The following is a 22,220-nucleotide window of genomic DNA, read 5'->3' on the forward strand; positions in this document are numbered from 1 at the left end:
GACGATTAAATACCGCGATGCTGTTGCTAATTGGAGTGTGTTCACTAAACTAGTTAGTTTTGAATTCTTGGAGCTTGTAGGGTGTGGCGACTGCATGTGTGGGCGTGCTTTTGTGAAGTGTGCAGGGAGTGCGATTGGACTGTATGTGAATTGTATAGGCAGAGTGTGTTGGTAGAGTGATTAGAGTGTGCGCGAACCGATCGACGAGTGTAAATAAGCGCAGAAGTGCACTTGTTTTTTATAAATGAGAAGGAAATGACGTGAATAGGTGCACAAGTACATCTATTTGAGCAGTTTTGAGAAGTAGTTAGTGGAATAAGTGTAATTATGCACTTAGACGCTTAGATACCGCGATGCTGCTGCTAATCGGGTGTGCTCACTAAACTAGTTAATTTTGTATTCTTGGCACTTGTAGGCTTGGCTACTGGATGTGTGGGAGCGTGCTTTTGTGAAGTGTGTAAGGAGTGCGATTGGACCGTATGTGAATTGTATAGGCAGAGTGTTGGTAGTGTGAGCAGTGTGATTAGAGTGTGCGTGAACCGATCGAGGAGTGTAAATAAATAAGCGCAGAAGTACACCTTTTCACAACAAATATGATGGGAATGAAGCATATAGGTGCAGAAATGCATCTATTTGAGCAGATTTGAGAAGTAGTTGGAGGATTAGGTGTATTTATGCGCTTAGATGCCGCAATGCACGATGCCACAATGCTGCTGCCAACCGGCGGAGCATTAAACTAGCGCGTCAAAATGAGCTTAGATAGCCATATATTTTGATCCAAGCCCCTGCTTGTCAAACTAGTCCGCATAATTGGTCAAGTCCCCTCATAGACATGTTATCAGCCAGTAAAAAACAATGTGCAGAGGGGATGATTACATGCGTCGCATGACATGGACCGCGGCAATATTATTAATTTTTTCATTAGCATTAGCGGCTTGCGGAACGAAGGACGCCGAGTCCGTGGTTAAGGAGCTCGACAAGGTAGTAAACAGTATGGAGAGCTATCAAGGAAGCGGGACGATGACGCTGCGAACGGGACAGCAGCCACTCGAATACAAGGTGGAGGTTTCCTATCAAAAGCCGCAATTTTATCGGATCAAGCTGACAAATGAAGAGAAGGACATTACACAAATCGTGCTTCGCAATGACGACGGCGTATTCGTTCTCACACCGAAGCTGAATAAAGTATTCCGCTTCCAAAGCGATTGGCCGCAAAATCAAGGGCAAGTATATTTGTATCAAACACTCATTCAAAGCATCCTAGTTGATAACTCTCGGCAATTTGTAATCGATCAAGATGCTTACGTGTTTGATGTCATGGCTAACTACAACAATGGTTCATTGTCTCGTCAAAAAATTTGGCTCAATAAAACAGACTACAAACCGGTTCAGGTAGAGGTCAGCGATACGAATGCAACGGTAATGGTCGAAGTGAAATTTGACAAATTTGATTTTGGTCCAAAATTTGATAAAGCTGTATTTGAGACAGAAGCAAACATGAATGCTGCTCCTACTAATCAAGCGACGGAAGAGCCAACGATGACTACGCCGGAGCAACCCAGCAACAAGGGAACAAATACGAATACTGAAGTAGAAGCAGGAACTCCAGGCAATAAAGTGGACAAAGACGGGAATAAGCCAGGAACTGACAGTGCAGTAGACGGTAATAATCAAACGAATAATAGCGGCAATGCTGCAGAAAATGAAGGCGATGGAGCTGCAACGGGCACTACTCCTGAAGCGACTAATTTCACAGCAATGGAGCCTTCGTACATTCCAGATGGTGTGGGCGAGCCGGAATTAGTTGATATCAAGTTTGGCGGTAATCCAGGTTTGATGCTACGTTACACTGGCGATTATAGCTACACGTTGATTCAGACGGAGCCAAAGGATCAAGCAACCTCCCTAGTAGATGGAGTGATGGTCGATCTAGGCTTTACGTGGGGTCAGCTCAGCGGTGATGAACAACAGACGCTCACTTGGACTTACGAGGGTCATCAGTTCCGGCTTACCAGTGCAAATCTGCCTGAGTCCGAAATGCTTAAGGTCGCACAGTCGGTACAGGGAGAAATCGGGAAATAAAGCGGGGAAAAGAGCGAATTTCCAAGACGTACTAGCCAATTCCGAGGTTCGTTTCATTGACAGTCTTAGCAGCAAGGTTTAACATTATTGCTATTGATGTTTGCTGCTCGGACTGTTGTGGCTGAAAGATGAGGAGAAGGTGAAAGACTTGGATTCGTTTTATCGCCCGACTAGGGTTGAATTATCACTTGATGCATTACGACATAATTTACAAGCTTTTCGCAATGCCATGCCACAGGACTGCAAGCTAATGGCCTCCGTTAAGGCTAACGCTTACGGACATGGCGCGGTAGAAGTAGCAAGGGAAGCAGAGCGCTTTGGCGTGGACTATTTAGGAGTCGCTTTTCTTGATGAAGCATTGCAATTGCGCAAGGCAGGCATCCGAACCCCGATTCTTGTACTTGGATTCGTGGCTGCGGATGCCTTGTCTGTCGCTAGAAGCAATGATATTACAATAAGCCTGTTCAGGGATGACATCATGGATGCAGCTGCAAAGTTGCCGCCTGACATAAGTGGACGGAAGCTTAAAGTTCACATCAAGATCGATTCCGGAATGGGACGGCTCGGCATAATCGGGAAAGACGCTGCGATATCTTTTATTGAAAAGGCGCTGCAGATACCTCAAGTTGAAGTTGAAGGATTGTTTACGCATTATGCGCGTGCGGATGAAGCGGATAAGAGCTATACGATCATGCAATACGAGCGATTTCGAGAAGTGGCAGATTATGTCCAGCAGAATGGATTGCCTATACCGATTATTCATGCGGCAAACAGCGCCGCAGGCATCGACACTCCGCAATTTGCGGACGGTATGCTGCGATTAGGAATTAGTATGTTTGGTCTTTATCCTTCTGAAGAAGTTAATCAGCAGCGAGTGGAGCTGAAGCCGGTCTTGACGCTGAAAACAGAAGTGGTTATGGTCAAAAAAGTACCCGCCGGCTGGGGAATCAGCTACGGCACTCGTTATTTCTCAAAAGGCGAAGAAGTCATCGGTACGCTTCCCATTGGATACGCAGACGGCTTTAGTCGCATGCTAACAGGTAAAGCCCACGGACTTGTACGGGGTGTAAAAGTGCCAATCCGAGGTACGATATGTATGGATCAATGTATGATAGCGCTTGATGCTGCTGAAGCGGGAGCGTTGCCAATTGAGCCAGGTGAAGAGGTTGTGCTCATTGGACGCCAGGGCAATGAGGCTATTACAGTGGAGGAAGTAGCTGAGCAGCTAGGAACGTTAAATTATGAATTAATCTGCATGCTTGCTACACGAGTACCTCGCGTATATGTCAGAGGTAACCAAATAATAGCTGTGCAAAACCCCCTAACTTAGACATCATTCGAATTGGTAATTGTTTCATCTTACAATTTTTCGTAAATGAAGAGGATTTTCGCCAAATATCTCGAATGTAGTAAGGCAGATCATCTATAATGGCTATACATGAAAACATACAGCATATTTGATATACGGCTATCATAGATATGTTGAAGTATAGCGACGGCAATATATTGTCATAATGTGTATTAAGGTTATGGAAAAGTTTTGGGGGTGCGAGTTCGGTGGCCAATGTACAAAATACCAAAAGAATCATGATTAGCCTGCCAGATCACTTGCTGGAGGAGGTTGACGGGATTGTAGCCAAGGAAAACTCCAACCGCAGCGAATTTATTCGGCAAGCCATGAAGCTGTATTTGGTGGAGCGCAAAAAACGTCAAATTCGAGAATCCATGCAGCGCGGGTATATGGAAATGGCGAAAATAAACCTGAACATGGCCTCGGAAGCTTTTCAAGCGGAGGAAGAAGCAGATCATACGTTAGGCCGTCTCGTTAGCGGGGTGTAGAGGTTGATTGTAAAACGTGGAGATGTCTTTTTTGCGGATTTATCGCCTGTCGTCGGATCGGAACAGGGTGGTGTTCGCCCCGTCTTGGTCATTCAAAATGATATTGGAAACCGTTTTAGTCCAACGGTAATTGTGGCTGCAATCACAGCTCAAATTCAAAAGGCAAAGCTGCCTACCCATGTTGAAATGGATGCAGCCGCCCATGGATTTGATCGTGATTCCGTCGTATTGCTTGAACAAATTCGGACGATCGACAAGCAAAGATTAACGGATAAGATTACGCATTTGGATGACGAAACGATGCGTAAAGTTGATGATGCTTTGTTAATCAGCGTTGGATTAATTGATTTTTAATGAGTGAGAGGGCTATTTGGCATAGGAAGGGGATTTCCCTTCTGCTGAATGGCTTTTTTTGTCGACTTTTACTGAATGTTGTTGAACTTGGAAAAATAATGATAGACAAATGAAAGTTCAATTTGCTATTATGAACTCAATTACTTATTGCAAACCTATATATGAGCTTTATTATGCGAAGAACGCACGTAGTACGCCTTAGTTGGCTGCTGCTGCGTTCTTTTTTTGTGCTCAGAGAGGAATGGGGATGAAAAAGAGACGAAATGCAATCATTAGTTTAACAGCTGCGGTGTTGTCGGCAAGCCTCGTGTATGGCATGTATGAGCTGCAAAGAATTCAAATCCAGGGGGAGGAGACGGTAGCTGTTCTCGTACCCAAACGATTTATTGGGGCTGGCGAGCGTCTTAAGGAAAGTGATTTAGAGTACAAATTGGTTCCGCAGTCTGCTTATGTCTCCGACATGGTATTGAGGCTGGAGCAGGCTGCTGGGAAGGAAACGATGATCCCCCTTGGCAAAGGGGAGCCGCTCTTGATCTGGAAGGTCGATGATTATTATTTGCAGCCTAGAAGAAGCGAGTCGACATTTCAAATTCCGAAGGAGTATATACGCTCGATTTCGAATGGGATCAGAGCAGGTGACAAGGTTCTTCTATACGCTTCAGGTGATGCGTCTCCCTCGACGAGGATTTTCTCTGAGGCAGTTACTGTAGCCTCGGTTAAGACATCTGGCAACGTCGAAATAGATAATATGGAGAACCCGAATTTATTTTCGCTGGCGGAGGGAAATAAAGAGCAAATGTATGCGTCAAGGCGGGAAGCTAACGGAATGATTGATTATTTGAATTTAAATTTGTCGGAGGAACAATGGCTTAAGCTCGACAGCTTATGCAAGGGAGGCTCTTTGAAGCTGGTTGTAGCTTACAGTCCGACATCGCTTGATTTGGTTGCTGGAGAGGAGGCTGAGTAATTGTGAATGGAACGCCAGCGCCTCTTGCAGTATTTATCGGCACGACTCCCAATATCGGAACGACAACCGCGGCGTTTGCAACTGCATATCGTATGGCGGAAGCATGCGGCAAGCCAATCGGCTACTTATGCCTTAATCTCAAAAGTGCGAAGATCCATCGGTATATCGGTGTAGACGAGCCGCTTGTAACGCTGGATAAGCTTCGTCCAGAGCTTCGTTCCTATACGTTGACGCCGGAGAAGCTTCGCAGGGCTGTATATTCAGTGCCCGATCAGCCGAATTTGCAGGTGCTGTTCGGCAATCTCATGAGAGATCAGGCCGAATATTTCACCCCAGAAGAAGCAGAGCATTTGCTTTCGATTGCGGAACAAACCTTTGCATTTGTCATTATGGATGTGGGTGCCTATTGGGACAACGCAGCGACTATTTGCTCTATCCGTAGAGCGGGCTCGCGCATACTCGTTACAACTCCTGCATTATCGCATTTTCAAGAGGATGGAAGACGCTGGATAGGTCAAGTATCGCCATTATTTGAAGTCACGCCTGAACAATACGATTCGGTCATTATCAACGGTCCATGGAGAAACGGAGGTTATCAGATGAAGCATATTTGCAAAGAGCTGGGAACAAAGGCACTTGGACAGCTTCAATTAAGCGAGCCAGTTTTTAGTCAGTTGGATAGTGGGACTTATGCACAGTGGCTTAAGGTTGATACGGAGGGCAAGCAGGTTATGCAGGAGCCCGCCAAAGCAATGATGAAGAGGCATAATATACGCAGTATGAGCACTTCTGTTGCAGTACAGCCTTGGTATCGCAAACTGTTAGCACATCGCAATGGTACGAGTTCGTGACAGCGGGTCCAAATCGATTTTCACCTTCCCAATTCGCAGCTCAAATGCAATCGGAGAAAGAAAAACGTGAGCATGATGAAGTTGGTTCCTATTTGCCATCGGACGCACAAGAGGAGATGGGCAAGCTTGCCGATGATATTCGAACTTATTTAAGCGCCCCACACGGGCTTGGCGAGGAAGAGCGCAGGCAATACAGTGAGACATTGAACCGTGCTGTGCTTGGCTATGCGCAGGAGCGTGAGCAAATTCTTGCGGTTATTACGGATCGATTAATTAGGCTTCGAATACATGGAGCAGCTAATATAAATCATTCGTTTCAATCGCTGGCAGAGGCGTTATTCGCGGAAGTGATAGGATTGAATGTTCTGGAGCTGGTGCTTGCTGACAAGGAGGGCTTGGAGGAAATACAAGTCGTTGGCGAGAGGATTTTTACGGTAAAGAATGGTGTTACATATGCTTCAGGCTACCGCTTTAACGACATTCGAGAGGTGGAGCGCATCCAGCAAAATTTAGTGCTCTACAATAATGACCGCATCAATCCGCGTAAACGATGGGCAGAGGTAATGCTGCGAGATGGATCGCGTGTTACGATGACAGGTTTTGGCTTCACGGCAAACCCGACCTTAACGATTCGATTCTACACGGTAAGAAGCTTCAGTCTTGAGACATTAAGCAAACGTGAATACCAGACGATTAATGCGCGAGTAGAGAGCTTGCTTAAAGCCATCTTAGCTGCACGATTCAATATGGTCATTATTGGACCAACGAACTCAGGAAAAACCAATTTAATGAAAGCTTTAATTGCTGAGCTGCCTGATGAAGAACGAATCATTACGATTGAGAGTCGGTTTGAGATGATGCTGGGGCGTGATTTTCCAAATAAAAACGTTGTGGAATATATGACCGATGAAGAGGATTCCTATCATCGCTCGGATCAAGCTTTTAAGCTCGCGCTCAGGCAGTCGCCGCAGCGCATCATCCATGCCGAAATTCGCGACATGGATGCGAACATTTATGTCCGTGCATGCACGCGTGGGCATACCGGAAGCATGACGACCGTTCATGCGAATAGGCTGGAGGATGTGCCAGAGGCGATAACCGATATGTGTATGCTCGACGGAAGAGGCATGAACGCTGAACGGCTCGCAAAACGAATTACACAGTATGTAACCGAAGTCGGCATTGAAATGAGTTACTTGGGCGGACGGCGAGTCGTTAGTCGGATAGGGGAGCTATGCTGGGAGAATGGGCAGACAATCGTTCGAGACTGGGCAAGATTTGATGAGTCGCGAAATAATTGGCAATTTCCAATGGAGCCATCTGTGAGGTCGGCTAGCAGGCTAATCACAGGGGGGCACAACGATGAATAAACTTTCCACAGCTGCAGCGGCATCCTTATTATTTTGCTTAATGTTTATCGCGTTGTATCACCTGTTCAAGCTGTGGTCGGCTGAGCAGCAGCTTAGAAGCAAGCTGGCTTACCGGGCAAATAACGGCTGGCGCAAGAAGCTGACTGAAGGGTTCAGACGTTATAGCTGGCTGCATGATCATTTGAATGAACTGCTCGAGACGCTCCGATTGAAAATAACGCCTGCTACTTTTGCTTGTGTATCAGGATTACTGCTGCTTGCGGGGATTGCTTCTGGGGGCCTATTTTTTCAAAGCGTCAAAGGAACCTTGTTGTTCGGCGCGTTGCTAGGTTTTTTCCCTTATACCATATTACGAGCACTGCTGGTGCACCGCAGAATGCAGACGCAGATGGATTTTTTACCTGCGGTGGAGCTGTTTTATCAATGTTATCTCGTAACAGGTGAGCGGCATGTCCGGGTTGCGCTGCAGCGCACGGTGGAGGAGAGAAGGCTGCTTGGACCGATGCAGCTTGTTTTTGAACAGCTGTATCGTAATTTATCGGTTCGAGGCGATGATGAAGCAAGCCTGAGGCTGCTCTCCGTTTCACTTGGCCATTTGTGGGCGGATTATTTTGTTCATATTTTGCGGGTGGCGCTTGTTGAGGGAGCTCCTATAGCAGATAGCTTAAAAGAGCTTCTAACCGATATGCGCAAGGCAAGAAGAGCGGGCGAGCAGGAACGAAATCGATTGCTGGAGATACGTGTAGCTAACTTCACGCCAATATTGTTCCTAGCTTTATTTGTAGGCATTAATCTCAGATACAACAAAGATAACTCTTATTATTACTACATCGTTGACCCGATGGGAAGAGATATGCTGCTAAATGCAATGGTGCTCATCTTTGCATCGTTCCTAATGGGTTTGTGGCTTTCACGCAAAAAGATGTGAAAGGAGGCAGTAAATGCCTGAATGGACAGGAGCATCAATACGGTTAGCGCTGCTAATTAGTCAGTTCATAGGCGGTGCGGCTGCGATTTATATACTTTTGCAGCTGTGGCCGGAGCGGCCATCGAGATGGAAGCACCTCGCTGTATTCGGGTGGCGAACGAGACAAGCACCCGATAAGTGGCTGCGGCTTTTGCTTATTTCAAGGCAACACCAATCGTTTATAGAGCGGGAGCTGCTGCTCGCAGGCTGTGGTGTAACCATCGATACAGGTTGGTATGTTTTTGCAAGGCGATCGTTATTAATTGGTGTAAGCGGGATGATTATCTTGGCTGCTGTATGGTATGAGCGTATAAACGCGTATATCCCGATGTCGTATGCGGGTCCAGGCTTACTCATTGTGATGCTTGTTTTGTATGTTGACCTAATATGGCTGCGTTCTATTCGGAAGGTGCGCACCCTGCAAATTACGAAAGAAATATTCATTATTAGCAGGCAGCTTCTTTATTTATCCGATTCCTCACTGCATGTCCATGCGAAGCTTCTAAGATGTGTACCCTTTACGAGAGCGATGCGCTCTGATCTTGAACGGCTTCTGGCTGAATGGTATCACGATGCGGGCGGGGCACTTCAACGGTTTAAGCAAAGGCTCGGAACGGAGGAGGCTTTGAGCTTTGTAGAAACGATTGATGCGCTTCGACTCCATGAGAGTCCGCAATATTACGAACTGCTGCGTGTACGTATAGAGGATTATAAAGAGAAGCTGGAGCTGGCTAAAGAAAGCCGTAAGGAATCAACCTCTTATTTTTTGTTTGTCATCGCGGGAATTCCCATCTTGTATACCTTTCAAGTGTTTATATATCCATGGGTGAGAGAAGGACAGAAGCTGTTTGAATCGCTGGGCTAATCATTAAACGTTTATTTTGGAAAGGAGGTGGTAGCATGCGTAATATTTTGATGACAGTCATGATGCTAGTTGTTGTTATCGTTTTGTTTAATTCAATCATCGCTGAGGACAAGACTGGAACTAGCAGTCAGATCGAATCGCAAGGGACAGCAGCCAATACGAAAATTGGCGCTCTGCTTCCTTAAGCTCAGCTGCATAAATTTATAAAGTAGAGCGGAGGTGTTCCATTATTGCGCTCAATACTTGTATCGATGCTGCTGCTTGTTGCCGTAATTATTTGCTATCAAGCAGTTGCTGATGGTGATAAGGGAATGAAGAAGCAAATCGACGGGGCAGGCAGCTCGATAAGCAGCCATATTAGGGAAATGAGTCCATGAAGCAAATATTGATTTTCGTTTTGTTTGCGGGGCTTTTATGCTGGCTTATGTTTTCGCCCATATATAAGCATGTTCTCATTGTTAGACAAGCTGTTTTGCAGCAGGAGGTCGATTATTTACTGGAAATAGGGGCGAGCGGTACCTACGGCTACATTAGCGAGGAAATGCAAGAGCAGTCTAAGCAGCGTATGGCTCGCTTTGGCATGCAGGCTGACCAGATCGAATATAAACTAGCTACAACGAGCGGTGTCACAGCTTCAAACCCTAGCGCCCCTGTTGTAAGAGGGACCGGCATTTCGTTGACACTTAGCTACCCGTATGAGGATTTATTTGAAATAGATCGATTAATTGGTCTGGCACCTCCGCTGCCAAGCGAGCGTATGCGGGCTTTTGGAATGAAAATGAGTGAATATTTGCCATAATGGAAAGAGGTGAATGAATCGATGTACAAGCTATTGCTTATCGTGTTGATGATGACGGTCTGGATATCGATTCATTTGCTTCAGGTTGAAGAGGAGCTTGCGATGCGCACCTTGTTTCAAAGCAAACGAGCGATTAATCGAGCTGCGCATGCAGCAGCACAACAGCTTGATCCAGCGGCGCTTGGCAATGGCGTGCTTCGATTATCTCCGGGTGAAGCGGCAGCGGCAGCGACTTTATATTTGCGGGAAAATTTAAGGCTGGATGAACAAGGCATGCCGCTGTCGGAATCATTTCTGAAAGAGCGAGTTGATGTACTCGTATTTGAGATCGTAAATGATGAAAATTCTTTTCCATACCTTTATCGAAATGAAACCTATGATTATGAGGTAACGCTTAATCGGCCAGGAGTTGTGTTGATTGTACATATCGTATATCCGCGAGCGTTTCAAGTGATGGATGCCATTGAATGGGATATTAAGGGGGCGGCAGAGCTGGTAGCAGGTTGACGAAAATTTGGAAAATTGGTGTAATAAGAGGAGGGAAATAAATAGGAGTTGATTAACGAAGTGATGGATATTAAAGCAGATGTTCCTGCTGAGCTTATCAAACAACGAATAGAGCGATTGCAGGACGTTATGAAAGCAGAGAGTATTAATGGTTTTCTTATTACTCAAAATGTAGATCTATATTATTTTTGCGGATCTATGCAAACGGGTTATTTATTTATTCCAAGCATTGGGGAACCTACCTTTTATGTACGTCGCAGCGTTCAACGCGCTAAGCTGGAGACGACCATTCAGGTAGAGGAGCTCGGTGCTTTTCGTGTTTTTGGAGAAACGTTGGCAAAGAACTATGCGTATTTGTTTAACAAAGGAGAGGAGCTGCGGATAGCCGCCGATCTAGATGTGCTTCCAGCGCAGCTTTACATCAAGCTGACGGAGCTGCTTGGCACAACGGGGCGTTGCGAGCTGATGGATGGCTCAGCTCACATTCGGAGATTGCGAATGATTAAATCTCCATGGGAAGTAAGCCGAATCGAGGCAGCTGCCGAAGTAGTGGCACAAGCATTAAGCGAGGCGCTGAATGACCTTAAGGAAGGAATCAGCGAGCTTGAATGGATGGCGCGAGTTGAATATGAGCTTCGCATTCGCGGACATATTGGTTTGATGCGCATGCGCGGCTATAACCAAGAGATAACGACCGGTATGGTTATTTCGGGAGCTGCAGCAGCGGTTCCATCGTATTTTGACGGACCTGCGGGCGGACTTGGTCTTGGCGGGGCATCGCCGCAAAGCGTAAGCAGATCGATCATCAAACGCAATGAACCTATATTAATTGATATTGGCTGCTGTGTAGATGGATATGTTATCGATCAGACACGTACAGCCGTAATAGGGAAGCTTTCTGAAACCCTTCACCATGCCTACAAGGTGTCGGAGTCAATAATTGCTGATTCTGAGAAACTTATGATTCCTGGCACGCCTTGCGCAAGGCTTTACGAGGTTGCGCTTGAGAGCTGTGCAGCGGCTAAGCTAACGGATCATTTTATGGGTTATGGTGCGGATCAAGCGAAGTTTCTAGGGCATGGCATTGGGCTTGAAATCGATGAGTGGCCTGTGCTGGCAAAAGGTTTTCAAATGCCTCTGCAGTCCGGCATGGTTATCGCAGTTGAACCGAAATTCACGTTTCCGGGAGAAGGCGTGGTCGGTATTGAGAATAGCTATTTAATTACGGAGCAAGGCGCTAGAGCTCTGACTCGTTCCAAGGCGGAGCTCATTATTTTGCCTTAACAAATAGAGGGGGAAACTATAGAAATGAATCGAAAGTTAACGAATCGGCTTCATCGTGATTATATTACGGTTTACCGCATTAGCGAGTTAATCACGAATGGTATTTTTCTCGCTTTAATCATCGCCTATTTTTGTTGTGCAACGATTTGGGATTGGACGCTAATACCAGGATGGATCGCATTATCCATTTTTGCCATCTCTTTTATTATGTTCACTTGGGTTATTCCAGAAATGAAGTATACGCGATTTTCATATGAGCTATTTGACGATGAGCTTGAAATTCAATCAGGTCTTATCTTTTTGAGCAATGTACTTGTTCCGATGGTACGCGTACAGCATGTTGAGCTTGAGAGCGGTCCTCTGATGCGGAAGTATGATCTGGCAAGCGTATCGATAGTTACAGCTGCTACAACCCATCGAATCAGTGGTTTGAAGCAATCGGAAGCAGAGCAGTTGAAACGTAAAATTGGAATTTTGGCTAAGGTGGATGATCAGGATGAATGATCGCCGTACGCTTCATCCAATTTATATATTGTTCGGACTGCTGAATACGATTAAAGGTTTTATTCCTGTTATTTTGATCGGCGTATTGAAAGGGACCAGTTGGACTAATTTGAATTGGTACTGGTATACCGGGGCAGCCGTGTTATCTCTCATATTATTAGTCTTTAGTTTTTTTGAATGGAAGCGTTTTGGATTTTGGCTGGAAGAGGATCGTATTATCATTCGAAAAGGCTTGTTGTTCAGGGATGAGAAAACGATCTATTATACACGTATCCACTCCGTTAACGTCGAGCAGCCGCTTATACAGCGGATACTCGGGGTTGCTCAAGTGAAGATCGAGACGCCTGGCGGCAATAAGAAGGCAGATGGTATATTGCCAGCGCTCTCTATAAAAGAAGCAAATGACATCCAGTACATGCTTAGAAAACAAGCATCGTCGATCGTTGTACCAATTGATCCGGCTGCTGAACATATCGCGGTCAATGAACAGGCTGATGAGCAGGTTGTTGTAAAAATAAACAGTAAGCCGCTTACACCGCAAGCTCCGACTGCCTTGGCCAGCACCAAAAAAACGGAGATAACGTTATCGGCTGCGCAGCTTCTTCAAGCAGCTGCGACATCGACTAATTTTGGTCTCGTAGCGGCGTTTTTGGCGGGTTTGTTTTCTTTTGCAGATGATATTATCAATCAGCTTCTCCCGGATCACTTTTTTGAAACGGTTGTCGAGGATTCAACTAGTTTAATGCCAAGCTACATACTCATCGTAATTGTTGTCGTTATTGGAATTGTGCTGGCATGGCTTCTGTCTATTGTTTTGTACGTGCTGAAGTATAGCGGCTTCTCCATTAAAAGAGATGGCAGACAAATTGCAGTTTCTTATGGTTTGCTTGAGAAAAAGTCGTTTGTTTTTGATCCGAAAAAGGTTCAGGCGGTTATCGTCAATGAAGGACCGCTTCGGCAGGCAATTGGTTATGCGGAAATCCAGCTTCAAATCGTATCATCGGACAAAAAGGAACAGCTTATGCTGCATCCTTTTCTGAGGTTTTCCGATATTCAAAAAGTTCTCGATGAATTTGTTCCTCAAATGAACATTCCTTCGAGAGCTAAGCTGATCGGTGCGCCAAAACGTGCCTTCATTTATTACGTTAGAATTGAGTTATTGATTACTTTGCTTTTATGTACCGCATTAATCGTATTATTTAAAGCAGATGGGTTATGGTCGCTAATACTGTTGCCTCTAGTTATTTTGTGGAGAAAAAGCTGCTATAACGCTGCGGGGGTTCATTTGGGAGCAGGCCAGTTAACGCTTCGCAATCGTTTTTTATCACGATCTACTTATATGGTTAGGCGCCCGCAAATTGTAACGATGAGAGTAAGCCGCTCCATTTGGCAGCAGAAAAAAAATCTGTTTGCAATAGCGGTTCGGGTTCTAGGCAGCCCTTACGAATATCGTGTGAAATCACTCGATCGTGCGGACTTGCAGCCTGTATGGAATTGGTACAGCCGCAGTCATAACAAACAATAGAATATGGTTTCCATTCAACAGCTGCGGAAGAGCTACTATTTCCGCAGTTGTTTTATTTTAAAAAAATAAATTTAAAAGGAAATGAACGAAATGTGCTAGTGAACCGTCTAAGCTACAAGTGAATGAAAAAGAGGAGGTTGCGCGCTCGTGCATGACGAGACGAAGCTAATTAAGCAAGCAGTTCGCGGTGATTCGCGAGCGCTCTCTGAACTGCTGCGACAAAATTATTCATTTCTGTATCAATACGCACTTAAAGTAACGATGAACAAAACACGTGCGGAGGATGTCACACAGGAAACGATGCTTAAAGCGATTGAAAAAATAGCGACCTTTCAGAATAAAGCCAAATTTTCTACTTGGCTTATAACGATAGCATCAAGACTCGTTGTTGATCGCATTCGTCGAAACGAGCTTGAAAAGCATTGGGTGCAAGAGGAGCAGTCGCTCAGGTCCATTCGCTACAATACTTTGCAGCGAGGAGATGAATGGCCTGAGGCGCTTCAAGCATTAGGTGATCTGAATAGCGATACTCGAATACCGGTATTGTTGAAATATTATTACGGCTACTCACAAGAGGAAATTTCCTCGATGCTGGATATCCCAGTAGGGACAGTAAAATCAAGGCTGCATAATGGGTTGAAGCAGCTGCGGAAGGAGCTAACGGAGCATGAAGAAGCTTAAAGAGGACATAGAGGATCAGAAGTGGTTCGACGATCAACTGCAAGAGACATTAAATCGATTTGATGTTATTCATGCACCGCATGTTCCAGAGCTGCAAAGATTCGAGGACATGGTGGATGCGCATAAGCAGCAAATGAAAAGAAAGCTATGGAAGGATCTTTTGATTTTTTGGCTGTTAGCTTGTTTGATTTTTGGAATGATGATGTGGATGTTGGATCGTAACTTGGTATGGTTCGCTGTGCTTCAAGTGGTCATTGCCGTTGGAGGCATAGGTTTTGTTGGCATAACGTTTGGTCCGAGGAAGGTGCGAACATGGAAGAGCTGAAGATCATACCGATTTGGGGATGGATTTTGCTTATCTCTGCTTTGATCGCACAATCAACGTGGCTGTTCATTGATGCTCGTAAAAGGGACAGTATGCCTTGGTTTTGGGGGTTATGGGGGTTGATTCAGGCGCCGATGCCGCTTCTCTTTTATTTTATTTTTGTGCGGAGCGGATGGTTTCCACGTCGCCGTGGAAAAGGAAAAGAATAGCCTGATCATTTTCTAAAAAACGAACTAGGGGGGCTTTATAATGAATAATCAAATCGAATTATCGGATATATTACCTATCATTGCACCAATAATCGTTATTCAATTGATCTTAATGGTGATTGCATTGGTATTGTGCGCTAAGGCGGAGAGTACACGCGGTCCTAAGCTGATGTGGGTTTTAATTATTATATTTGTAAATATTTTTGGCCCGATCGCCTTCTTTATTGCTGGAAGGAGGAATGAAAGATGAGCGCATTGCTTCAGGTGAAGGGACTCACAAAAACGTTCGGCACAGTTGATGCAGTAGCTGGAATTGATTTTTCGATTGCGACAGGCCACTGTGTTGCCCTTCTAGGGCCGAACGGAGCAGGGAAAACGACAACAATTAAGATGATTACAGGTCTGCTTAAGCAGACCGCAGGACATATGGATTTTATGGGATCTGCTCAAGCAGGCAATCATCGTGAGTTGATTGGATACTTGCCGCAATCACCGTCGTTCTATAATTGGATGACTGGAATGGAATATGTGATATATGCAGGGAGATTATGCGGTCTCAGCGCTGCAGAGTCCAAAAAACGAGCCAAAGAGTTGCTGGAGCGTGTCGGGATTTCCTCTGCTGCGAAGCGGAGAATAGGCTCCTATTCCGGAGGCATGAAGCAGCGCTTAGGTCTGGCTCAAGCGCTTGTCCATCAGCCTAAGCTGCTTGTTATGGATGAGCCGGTTTCAGCGCTTGATCCGATTGGACGCAGAGAGGTGCTTGAATTGCTGCGTGAGCTGAAGCGGGAGACGACGGTGCTTTTTTCGACTCATGTTCTACATGATGCCGAGGAACTGTGTGATGATGTCATTATTATTCGGAATGGGAAAGTTGCGCTGCAAGGAGCGATTGAGAAGATTCGCAATGAGCATCGCAAACCGATTATTGAGCTTCAGATTGAACGTGATGCAAATTCAGAACGCTGGTTATCCTCTTATGTAGAGCGTATCCAGCCAGCCCTTACGAATAGCAGCAAAACTAGTCCCTTTCAAGATGTTCAATTGCTCAATGGCATTGCACGATTTACTGTAAACGAAGTGGATGCAGCTAGGCGGATTTTGCTTGAAGAATTGACGAGAGAACAAATTAAGGTAAGCAAATTGGAGATTGGTCATTCATCATTGGAGGATTTATTTATGAGGGTGGTGACTGCATGAGTACAAAAGAAATGAGTCGTTTACAGACAGTTACTGTTCCTTCAGCTGGAACGTCAAGCTTTACTCGATACATGGTTATGGTTCAAAAGGAGCTTCTCGAACTTTTGCGAAGCTTTAAGCTGCTATGGGTGCCATTAGTATTTATATTGCTCGGTATAATGCAGCCGGTATCAACCTATTTCATGCCTGTCATATTGGAGAAGGCAGGAAGTTTGCCAGAGGGAACGGTTATCGAAATCCCTACGCCGCTCGGTACTGAGGTTCTTGCACAAACACTGCAGCAATTTGGCACACTAGGGGTTCTTGTTCTCGTGCTCGTTTGTATGGGGACAGTGTCTGGTGAGCGTATCAACGGCTCAGCATCACTTATTCTTGTAAAGCCGATTTCGGTATTATCCTACATCTGCTCCAAATGGACAGCTATCGTTTTGCTTACTTGGGGCTCATTTATAGCGGGATATCTTGCTTCTTGGTACTATACAGACTTGTTGATCGGCGATGCTCCAATGGATAAGGTGTTTAACAGCTTGCTTATCTACGGTTTATGGCTCACCTTTGTAGCAACGATTACGCTCCTTTTCAGCTCGCTGCTTCGGAGTCCGGCGGCTGCGGCGTTCTCGGCATTGGGGGGAGCTGTCATCTTATCCATTTTGACGGGGCTGTTTCCTAAGGTACTGGGGTGGAGTCCAGGCGCATTAAGCGGTTTTGCCTATCAAGCCGCGGTATCAGGTATAGAAAATAATAGTCGATTCGGGTGGTCGATTCTGATTACGATATTATGTATTGCAGCGTGTATTAGCTTATCAGCAACCGTTCTTCGCAGAAGTTCAGCTGTTGAATAATGTAATTAATCCGTCTATCAACTCTCTTCGATTGGACACCGCTATCATTTTTTAGTAGGATAGTAGTGAAAGAATCAGCGGCGAAGAAACAGGAGTTGAGGACGATGCTACAGCTAGGCACAAAGGTCGTCATTGTGGCTGACCAATATGAACAAAACCTGCCCATCGGGGAACATGGTTATATTATAGCTTACGACCGCAATGCGGATAATGTATTTGATTACGTGCTCAGAGTACCCTCTGCGAATCGTAATTTCCTTATTCCTGATGAAGATGTAGAACTTGAAGAGGTACTCATTCAAGATGAGGTTGACCGCATTGAACGTGAGGCTTTAATTGATTTTGCTCTTGCTACACATAATGAAGAATTGTTTAAACGAATTATGAACGGCGAAGAAGAAACGGAAGCGGAGCCAGAGAGCACGGCTACGGAGACGCTTAGCCCAGCGGACTTTATTCGTCAGGTTAATTTAAAGGCTTGGATTTAAAAGAATAGCTTTGAGCATTGGACTGTCCTGTAAGTCACTTTGGTGACCGCGGAACAGTCTTTTTTTTGCCTAAAATTATAGAGATTTATGTGAGCTTGTGGTGATAAAATGGACGAAATGTTATGAACCGTGGAAGGGGCTGCTGCATTGCACAGAGAGAGTGTTGGAAGATTGATCAAAATAGCAGTATTTCTACTCATTACAATCTTATTGACAGCCAGCCTGCAGGTATTAACGCAATCTAACCGGGACTTGCCGCAAGCAAAGCGGGGAGTGCTGGATTTGTCTAATTGGAGCCTTGAGCAGGATGGCCCTGTTTTTCTTGATGGTGAATGGGAATTTTACGAAGGACAGCTGCTTACGCCTGCCGATTTTCACCTACATAATTCGGGAATTTCTTATTTATCGGTACCTGCTACTTGGACAGGGAAAAACGCTAAAGGAGGTATGGCTCGAAAAGGCTTTGGGACCTATCGTCTAAAGGTTCTGCTCCAAGATGAAAACGAAGGTTTGGGTCTGAAAACAAGAAGTATCCGAATGGCTCATCGGTTATTTATTAATGGCAAATTGGAAAGTGAAAGTGGACAACCATCCTTGAGCAAAAAATTGAACAAACCTGGAAATACGCCTTCTAGCGCTTTTTTTCAAACGGAAACGAAGGAAGTTGAGCTTGTCATTCAGGTATCCAATTATGAGTTTGTCACTGGGGGGATCGTCAATTCGATTTCGTTCGGATTGGATTATGATATTAGCAAGATGAATGGCAGACAGCTAGGCATAGGCATTGGACTTGTTTTAATTATGGGTATGTTCGGGGCGTATCATCTTATCTTTTATTATCTTGGGCGAAGGAATAAAGCTTACTTGCTTAGCGGGTTGTACCTTCTAATCTTGTCTTTAGAGCGTTCAATGAATGGTGAGAAAATATTTCAACAGCTGCTTCCGAACATTCCATTCGACATCACTTATAAGCTGCTTGATTTGAGCCAAGTTTTAAGTGCTATGGTCATTATTATATTTTTTTGTTCATTTGATGCAAGGTTATTGTCGCCGAGAAACATAAAGCTGTTTCAAACGCCATTTATCCTTTATATTGCTGCTGTTTTGCTGCTGCCGTACAGCGTTCACATTAATGTAAAAGGTTTAACTTTATATTATTTAGGGCTGTTGGTCTCCTATATCATTTTGAAAATGGTTGTATTTTACATACGCAGTGAGAGTACTTCGTCTGAAGGGAAAGAATGGCTTCTGTTCATTGGGAGCGGCGTTTCTTTGATGGTTTTTCTCATATACGATGGTCTCTACTCGACGAATGTCGTTGACACTAATTTAGTGGGAACATTCGGTATTATCGGATTTATTGTCATTATCAATATTTTGCTCGCTGTAAGATTCTCGAATGCCTATGAGAAAACTGAAATACTCTCCCGTCAATTGCTCGTTTCCAATCAACTGAAGGATGAGTTTTTAATGAGTACCTCTCATGAGATCAAAACACCTCTGCACGGTATTATGAACATGACGGCTCATTTGCTTGAGGATGAGGATCATAATTTGCAGCCAAAGCAAAAACAAAATCTTTGGTTAATCAAGGATACTTCCACTAAGCTATCTATGTTAATTCATGACTTAATTGATGTAAGCCGCTTGAAGCATGGAGAATTAAGGCTGCATATGTCAGTGGTGGATTTGCGAGTAGCCGTCCAGATCGTATTTGATGTGCTGCAATTCGAGCTAGCTGGGAAGTCGGTGCGATTAGACAATCAGGTGGAAGTGGATATTTGGGTAGTTGCAGACGAAAGCAGACTTAGACAGGTGCTCTATAATCTGATTTATAACGCAATCAGGCATACAGAGAATGGCTGGATAAGGGTTAATTCGAGGTTGTTGGACAATAGTAGGGTAGCTATCACTGTTGAGGATACGGGAAAAGGAATTCCAAGCAATAAATTTTTGAAGGTTTTTGAATATTTTGAGCAGCTGGAAGAAACGCTTCCGACGGATGGTTATATGGGAATGGGAGTTGGTCTGTACATTAGCCGCAAGCTGGTTGAGCGAATGGACGGCGAAATTCGAGTGGATTGGTCCGAGATCGGTGAAGGAACTCGTATGCTTTTTACACTGCCTAGGGCTTTAGATATTCAAGGCTATCGGGAAGCTTCGGCATCCTCAGAAAATGAAATGGTGCAGCGAGTGACAGCTGATCACGCCTCGCTCGACGTTATAGGCTATCATGATCATACCATTTTAATAGTGGATGACGAGGCCTCCAATATTTATAGCTTATTACATATATTAAAGCAGCATCGATACAATGTGATTACAGCATTTTCGGCTAAAGAAGCGATGTTCAAGATGGACGAGCATCCTCGTGTGGATCTTGTTATTTTAGATGTCATGATGCCGGGTACTTCTGGTATTGAACTATGCCGTACACTGCGAGGCCGCTATTCTATTCTAGATTTGCCCATTCTTTTCGCGACTGTTAAGGACACACCTGCAGATATTGCGTTAGGTTTCAGGGCAGGTGCTAATGATTATATAACGAAGCCATTTGATGGTGAGACGCTGCTTGCTAGAATCCAAACATTGATTGCAATGAAAACCTCCATTCAGGAGGCCATTCAAAATGAGCTAGCTTTTCATCAGGCTCAAATTAAGCCTCATTTTTTGTTCAACGCGTTAAGCAGCGTTATTTCCTTCTGTTATACTGATGGAGAAAAAGCAGCCTATTTATTGTCTATGCTCAGTCAATATATACGCTACATTTTAGATACGGATCGATCTAATTTAGTCGTTCCTCTAGACCGTGAGCTTGAATTGATTCATGCCTATGTTGAGATCGAAAAGGCTAGGTTTGGAGAGCGGTTTACTTTTATCTCTCATGTAGATGAAGGTCTTCAAGATGTAGAGATTCCTTCTTTATGCATACAGCCTTTTGTTGAGAATGCGATCCGTCACGGATTGTTTGATAAAGAGGGAGAGGGCACTGTTTCATTAAAGATTAATGAAGGGCATGGCTATATACAAGTAACCGTCGAGGACGATGGTGTTGGAATGTCGGATATTCTGCTTAGTCAAATAACGAGCGGAGAGAAGCGGGATGGGGGCATTGCTATCGCTAATATTCGAAAGCGGCTAGAGGCCATTTCTGGTGCTGCATTCACCGTTCATTCAGAGCAAGGGAGCGGAACAAAGATAACGATGTATTTGCCTTATGGTATCGTATAGGGTGAATAATCATGACGCAACACTTGGACGATAGTTTGGATGAAGGATTAAAGGGGTGAAGATTATGTTTCGGGCTGTCATTATTGAAGATGAGAAGCCGATATTGGAATTGATGAAGGTTATTTTAGGACGGAATACTAATTACACCATTGTGGGAGCTTTCACTAATCCTATTGAAGCGCTAGAGAAGATGGAAGACATTAAGCCCGACGTAGCTTTCATAGATGTGGAGATGCCTAAGATGAATGGGCTTGAGCTTGCACGGAAAGTGCGAGCGTTAACGATACAGACAGAAATTGTTTTTACAACTGCTTACAAGAACTATGCTCTGGACGCGTTTGGAGTAGAAGCGATTGATTATATTTTAAAGCCAGTAACACCTTCAACAATTGAACGGGTGACAGAACGTTTAGTTAATCGGCAGCGCTCAACTACAATGGTCATCCCTCAAAAGGATTTATCTATGATCCAATGCTTTGGTGGGTTCGAGGTTCGCAATTCGGAAGGGGTTCCTGTACATTTTCGGACACGCAGGGCAGAGGAGCTGTTTGCCTATTTTCTGTGTCATTCGGGACGCAATATTAGCAAATGGCAGGTAATGGATTTGTTGTGGCCGGATATGCCGGAGGAGAGAAGCTCTTCCAATCTATACAATACAATTTATCTTATGAAAAAAATATTGAAAGAAAATGAACTCGGCATGAGCATACGCAAAATGAATGATGGCTACATGATGGAAACGGGAAACCAAATGTATGATGCGCTAGCGTTCCAACGCTCAAATGTCTCTTTTGCCGAGGGGAAGCTGGATAGGGAGCAAATGGAGTATTTATGTGCGCTGTTTCAAGGGCCGCTGCTGGATGGGAAAACCTATCTATGGAAAATACCACTGGAGGAAGCTTATTTTAAACAATACTCCACGATGACCAAAAAGCTAGTCGAAGATGATTTATTATCGAATGACTGGAATCAAGCGGAGCAGCGCCTCGATAAATATTTGGCTGTTTATCCGCTTCATGAAGAGATGAATCAGCTTATGATCGATATTTATGAGAGACAAGGGAACAGAGACAAGATGCTTCGACTATATACGAAATATGAGAGGGCCAGCCGCGAAGAGCTTGGAATAGAGCCGTCTTTGGATATGAAGAGCAGGTTATCTACGTTCTAGATCCATCAAAAATCTTGTTATAAACCATTAGAGCAGAGGAACGTCCTCTGTTCTTTTTTTTGTTTTTTCGACATGTTGTGACGAATTGTGAGATTTTGTTGAGTTCTAATTGATAAGATTCTTCCAAACATGGTAATAGCCAATCACACGGTGGGAGAGAGG

The 22,220-nt window shown here is 44.6% G+C and carries 25 protein-coding genes; all 25 read left to right on the forward strand.

All coding sequences use genetic code 11. The annotated features are described in order from the left end of the window. The first annotated feature begins 876 nt into the window (after positions 1-876). The 25 genes from AC0VYE_RS06640 to AC0VYE_RS06760 all read left to right on the forward strand — a co-directional run bounded on the left by AC0VYE_RS06640 (position 877) and on the right by AC0VYE_RS06760 (position 22,058). Positions 877-2,082 carry an outer membrane lipoprotein-sorting protein gene (locus AC0VYE_RS06640; RefSeq protein ID WP_475446874.1) on the forward strand — a complete coding sequence of 402 codons (1,206 nt, stop codon included), beginning with the start codon at positions 877-879 and terminating at the stop codon, positions 2,080-2,082. A 148-nt stretch (positions 2,083-2,230) separates the two neighbouring features. After that, the gene (gene alr, locus AC0VYE_RS06645; RefSeq protein WP_475446876.1) at positions 2,231-3,412 is read left to right on the forward strand and encodes an alanine racemase; all 1,182 of its coding nucleotides are present in this window, start codon (positions 2,231-2,233) and stop codon (positions 3,410-3,412) included. Positions 3,413-3,639: 227 nt separating this feature from the next. Next, positions 3,640-3,921 (forward strand): CopG family ribbon-helix-helix protein, encoded by a 282-nt coding sequence (locus tag AC0VYE_RS06650; protein ID WP_028609437.1) that lies wholly within the window; start codon positions 3,640-3,642, stop codon positions 3,919-3,921. A 3-nt stretch (positions 3,922-3,924) separates the two neighbouring features. After that, positions 3,925-4,275, forward strand: coding sequence for a type II toxin-antitoxin system PemK/MazF family toxin (locus AC0VYE_RS06655; protein WP_028609438.1), 351 nt, complete (start codon positions 3,925-3,927; stop codon positions 4,273-4,275). Positions 4,276-4,522: 247 nt separating this feature from the next. Continuing rightward, complete coding sequence (locus tag AC0VYE_RS06660) at positions 4,523-5,242, forward strand: CpaB family protein (RefSeq protein WP_475446879.1); 720 nt, start codon at positions 4,523-4,525, stop codon at positions 5,240-5,242. Between the two features lie 2 nt (positions 5,243-5,244). After that, the gene (locus AC0VYE_RS06665) at positions 5,245-6,093 is read left to right on the forward strand and encodes a CpaE/TadZ family protein (RefSeq protein WP_475446881.1); all 849 of its coding nucleotides are present in this window, start codon (positions 5,245-5,247) and stop codon (positions 6,091-6,093) included. Continuing rightward, positions 6,048-7,463 (forward strand): ATPase, T2SS/T4P/T4SS family, encoded by a 1,416-nt coding sequence (locus AC0VYE_RS06670; RefSeq protein ID WP_475446883.1) that lies wholly within the window; start codon positions 6,048-6,050, stop codon positions 7,461-7,463. Before AC0VYE_RS06665 ends, AC0VYE_RS06670 begins: the two co-directional genes overlap by 46 nt. Next, positions 7,456-8,391 carry a type II secretion system F family protein gene (locus AC0VYE_RS06675; protein ID WP_475446885.1) on the forward strand — a complete coding sequence of 312 codons (936 nt, stop codon included), beginning with the start codon at positions 7,456-7,458 and terminating at the stop codon, positions 8,389-8,391. The genes AC0VYE_RS06670 and AC0VYE_RS06675 overlap by 8 nt, the downstream gene beginning before the upstream one ends. Positions 8,392-8,404: 13 nt before the next feature. Continuing rightward, positions 8,405-9,295 (forward strand): hypothetical protein, encoded by an 891-nt coding sequence (locus tag AC0VYE_RS06680; protein ID WP_475446886.1) that lies wholly within the window; start codon positions 8,405-8,407, stop codon positions 9,293-9,295. Positions 9,296-9,330: 35 nt separating this feature from the next. Then, positions 9,331-9,480: a hypothetical protein gene (locus AC0VYE_RS06685; RefSeq protein ID WP_179089950.1), complete on the forward strand. Its 150-nt coding sequence runs from the start codon at positions 9,331-9,333 to the stop codon at positions 9,478-9,480. A 45-nt stretch (positions 9,481-9,525) separates the two neighbouring features. Then, the gene (locus AC0VYE_RS06690; RefSeq protein WP_179089949.1) at positions 9,526-9,672 is read left to right on the forward strand and encodes a hypothetical protein; all 147 of its coding nucleotides are present in this window, start codon (positions 9,526-9,528) and stop codon (positions 9,670-9,672) included. Continuing rightward, positions 9,669-10,094, forward strand: a complete 426-nt coding sequence (locus AC0VYE_RS06695; protein WP_076271747.1) for a hypothetical protein — start codon at positions 9,669-9,671, stop codon at positions 10,092-10,094. Before AC0VYE_RS06690 ends, AC0VYE_RS06695 begins: the two co-directional genes overlap by 4 nt. A gap of 21 nt (positions 10,095-10,115) precedes the next feature. Continuing rightward, entirely contained in the window at positions 10,116-10,601 is a 486-nt protein-coding gene (locus AC0VYE_RS06700) for a hypothetical protein (RefSeq protein WP_475446889.1), read from the forward strand. Positions 10,602-10,664: 63 nt separating this feature from the next. After that, a complete protein-coding gene (locus AC0VYE_RS06705) occupies positions 10,665-11,885 on the forward strand; it encodes a M24 family metallopeptidase (protein ID WP_475449463.1) in 1,221 nt (406 codons plus the stop codon). Positions 11,886-11,909: 24 nt separating this feature from the next. Beyond that, positions 11,910-12,389, forward strand: a complete 480-nt coding sequence (locus AC0VYE_RS06710; RefSeq protein WP_076271745.1) for a PH domain-containing protein — start codon at positions 11,910-11,912, stop codon at positions 12,387-12,389. After that, positions 12,382-13,914, forward strand: a complete 1,533-nt coding sequence (locus AC0VYE_RS06715) for a PH domain-containing protein (protein WP_475446891.1) — start codon at positions 12,382-12,384, stop codon at positions 13,912-13,914. Before AC0VYE_RS06710 ends, AC0VYE_RS06715 begins: the two co-directional genes overlap by 8 nt. A gap of 147 nt (positions 13,915-14,061) precedes the next feature. Then, a complete protein-coding gene (gene sigY / locus AC0VYE_RS06720) occupies positions 14,062-14,595 on the forward strand; it encodes an RNA polymerase sigma factor SigY (protein ID WP_076271743.1) in 534 nt (177 codons plus the stop codon). Beyond that, entirely contained in the window at positions 14,582-14,920 is a 339-nt protein-coding gene (locus tag AC0VYE_RS06725) for a YxlC family protein (RefSeq protein ID WP_076271742.1), read from the forward strand. Before sigY ends, AC0VYE_RS06725 begins: the two co-directional genes overlap by 14 nt. Then, positions 14,908-15,129 (forward strand): sigmaY antisigma factor component, encoded by a 222-nt coding sequence (locus tag AC0VYE_RS06730; RefSeq protein ID WP_475446894.1) that lies wholly within the window; start codon positions 14,908-14,910, stop codon positions 15,127-15,129. Before AC0VYE_RS06725 ends, AC0VYE_RS06730 begins: the two co-directional genes overlap by 13 nt. Before the next feature lie 40 nt (positions 15,130-15,169). Further along, a complete protein-coding gene (locus tag AC0VYE_RS06735) occupies positions 15,170-15,379 on the forward strand; it encodes a PLD nuclease N-terminal domain-containing protein (RefSeq protein WP_339207436.1) in 210 nt (69 codons plus the stop codon). Continuing rightward, a complete protein-coding gene (locus AC0VYE_RS06740; RefSeq protein WP_475446897.1) occupies positions 15,376-16,326 on the forward strand; it encodes an ABC transporter ATP-binding protein in 951 nt (316 codons plus the stop codon). Before AC0VYE_RS06735 ends, AC0VYE_RS06740 begins: the two co-directional genes overlap by 4 nt. Next, positions 16,323-17,168, forward strand: a complete 846-nt coding sequence (locus AC0VYE_RS06745; protein ID WP_083682735.1) for an ABC transporter permease — start codon at positions 16,323-16,325, stop codon at positions 17,166-17,168. The genes AC0VYE_RS06740 and AC0VYE_RS06745 overlap by 4 nt, the downstream gene beginning before the upstream one ends. Before the next feature lie 104 nt (positions 17,169-17,272). After that, positions 17,273-17,656, forward strand: a complete 384-nt coding sequence (locus AC0VYE_RS06750; RefSeq protein WP_339207439.1) for an ATPase — start codon at positions 17,273-17,275, stop codon at positions 17,654-17,656. A gap of 147 nt (positions 17,657-17,803) precedes the next feature. Beyond that, the gene (locus AC0VYE_RS06755) at positions 17,804-20,887 is read left to right on the forward strand and encodes a hybrid sensor histidine kinase/response regulator (protein ID WP_475446900.1); all 3,084 of its coding nucleotides are present in this window, start codon (positions 17,804-17,806) and stop codon (positions 20,885-20,887) included. A 64-nt stretch (positions 20,888-20,951) separates the two neighbouring features. Continuing rightward, entirely contained in the window at positions 20,952-22,058 is a 1,107-nt protein-coding gene (locus AC0VYE_RS06760) for a response regulator (RefSeq protein WP_475449465.1), read from the forward strand. Positions 22,059-22,220: the final 162 nt, after the last annotated feature.

This window comes from Pristimantibacillus sp. Z349TD_6 (assembly GCF_056173205.1).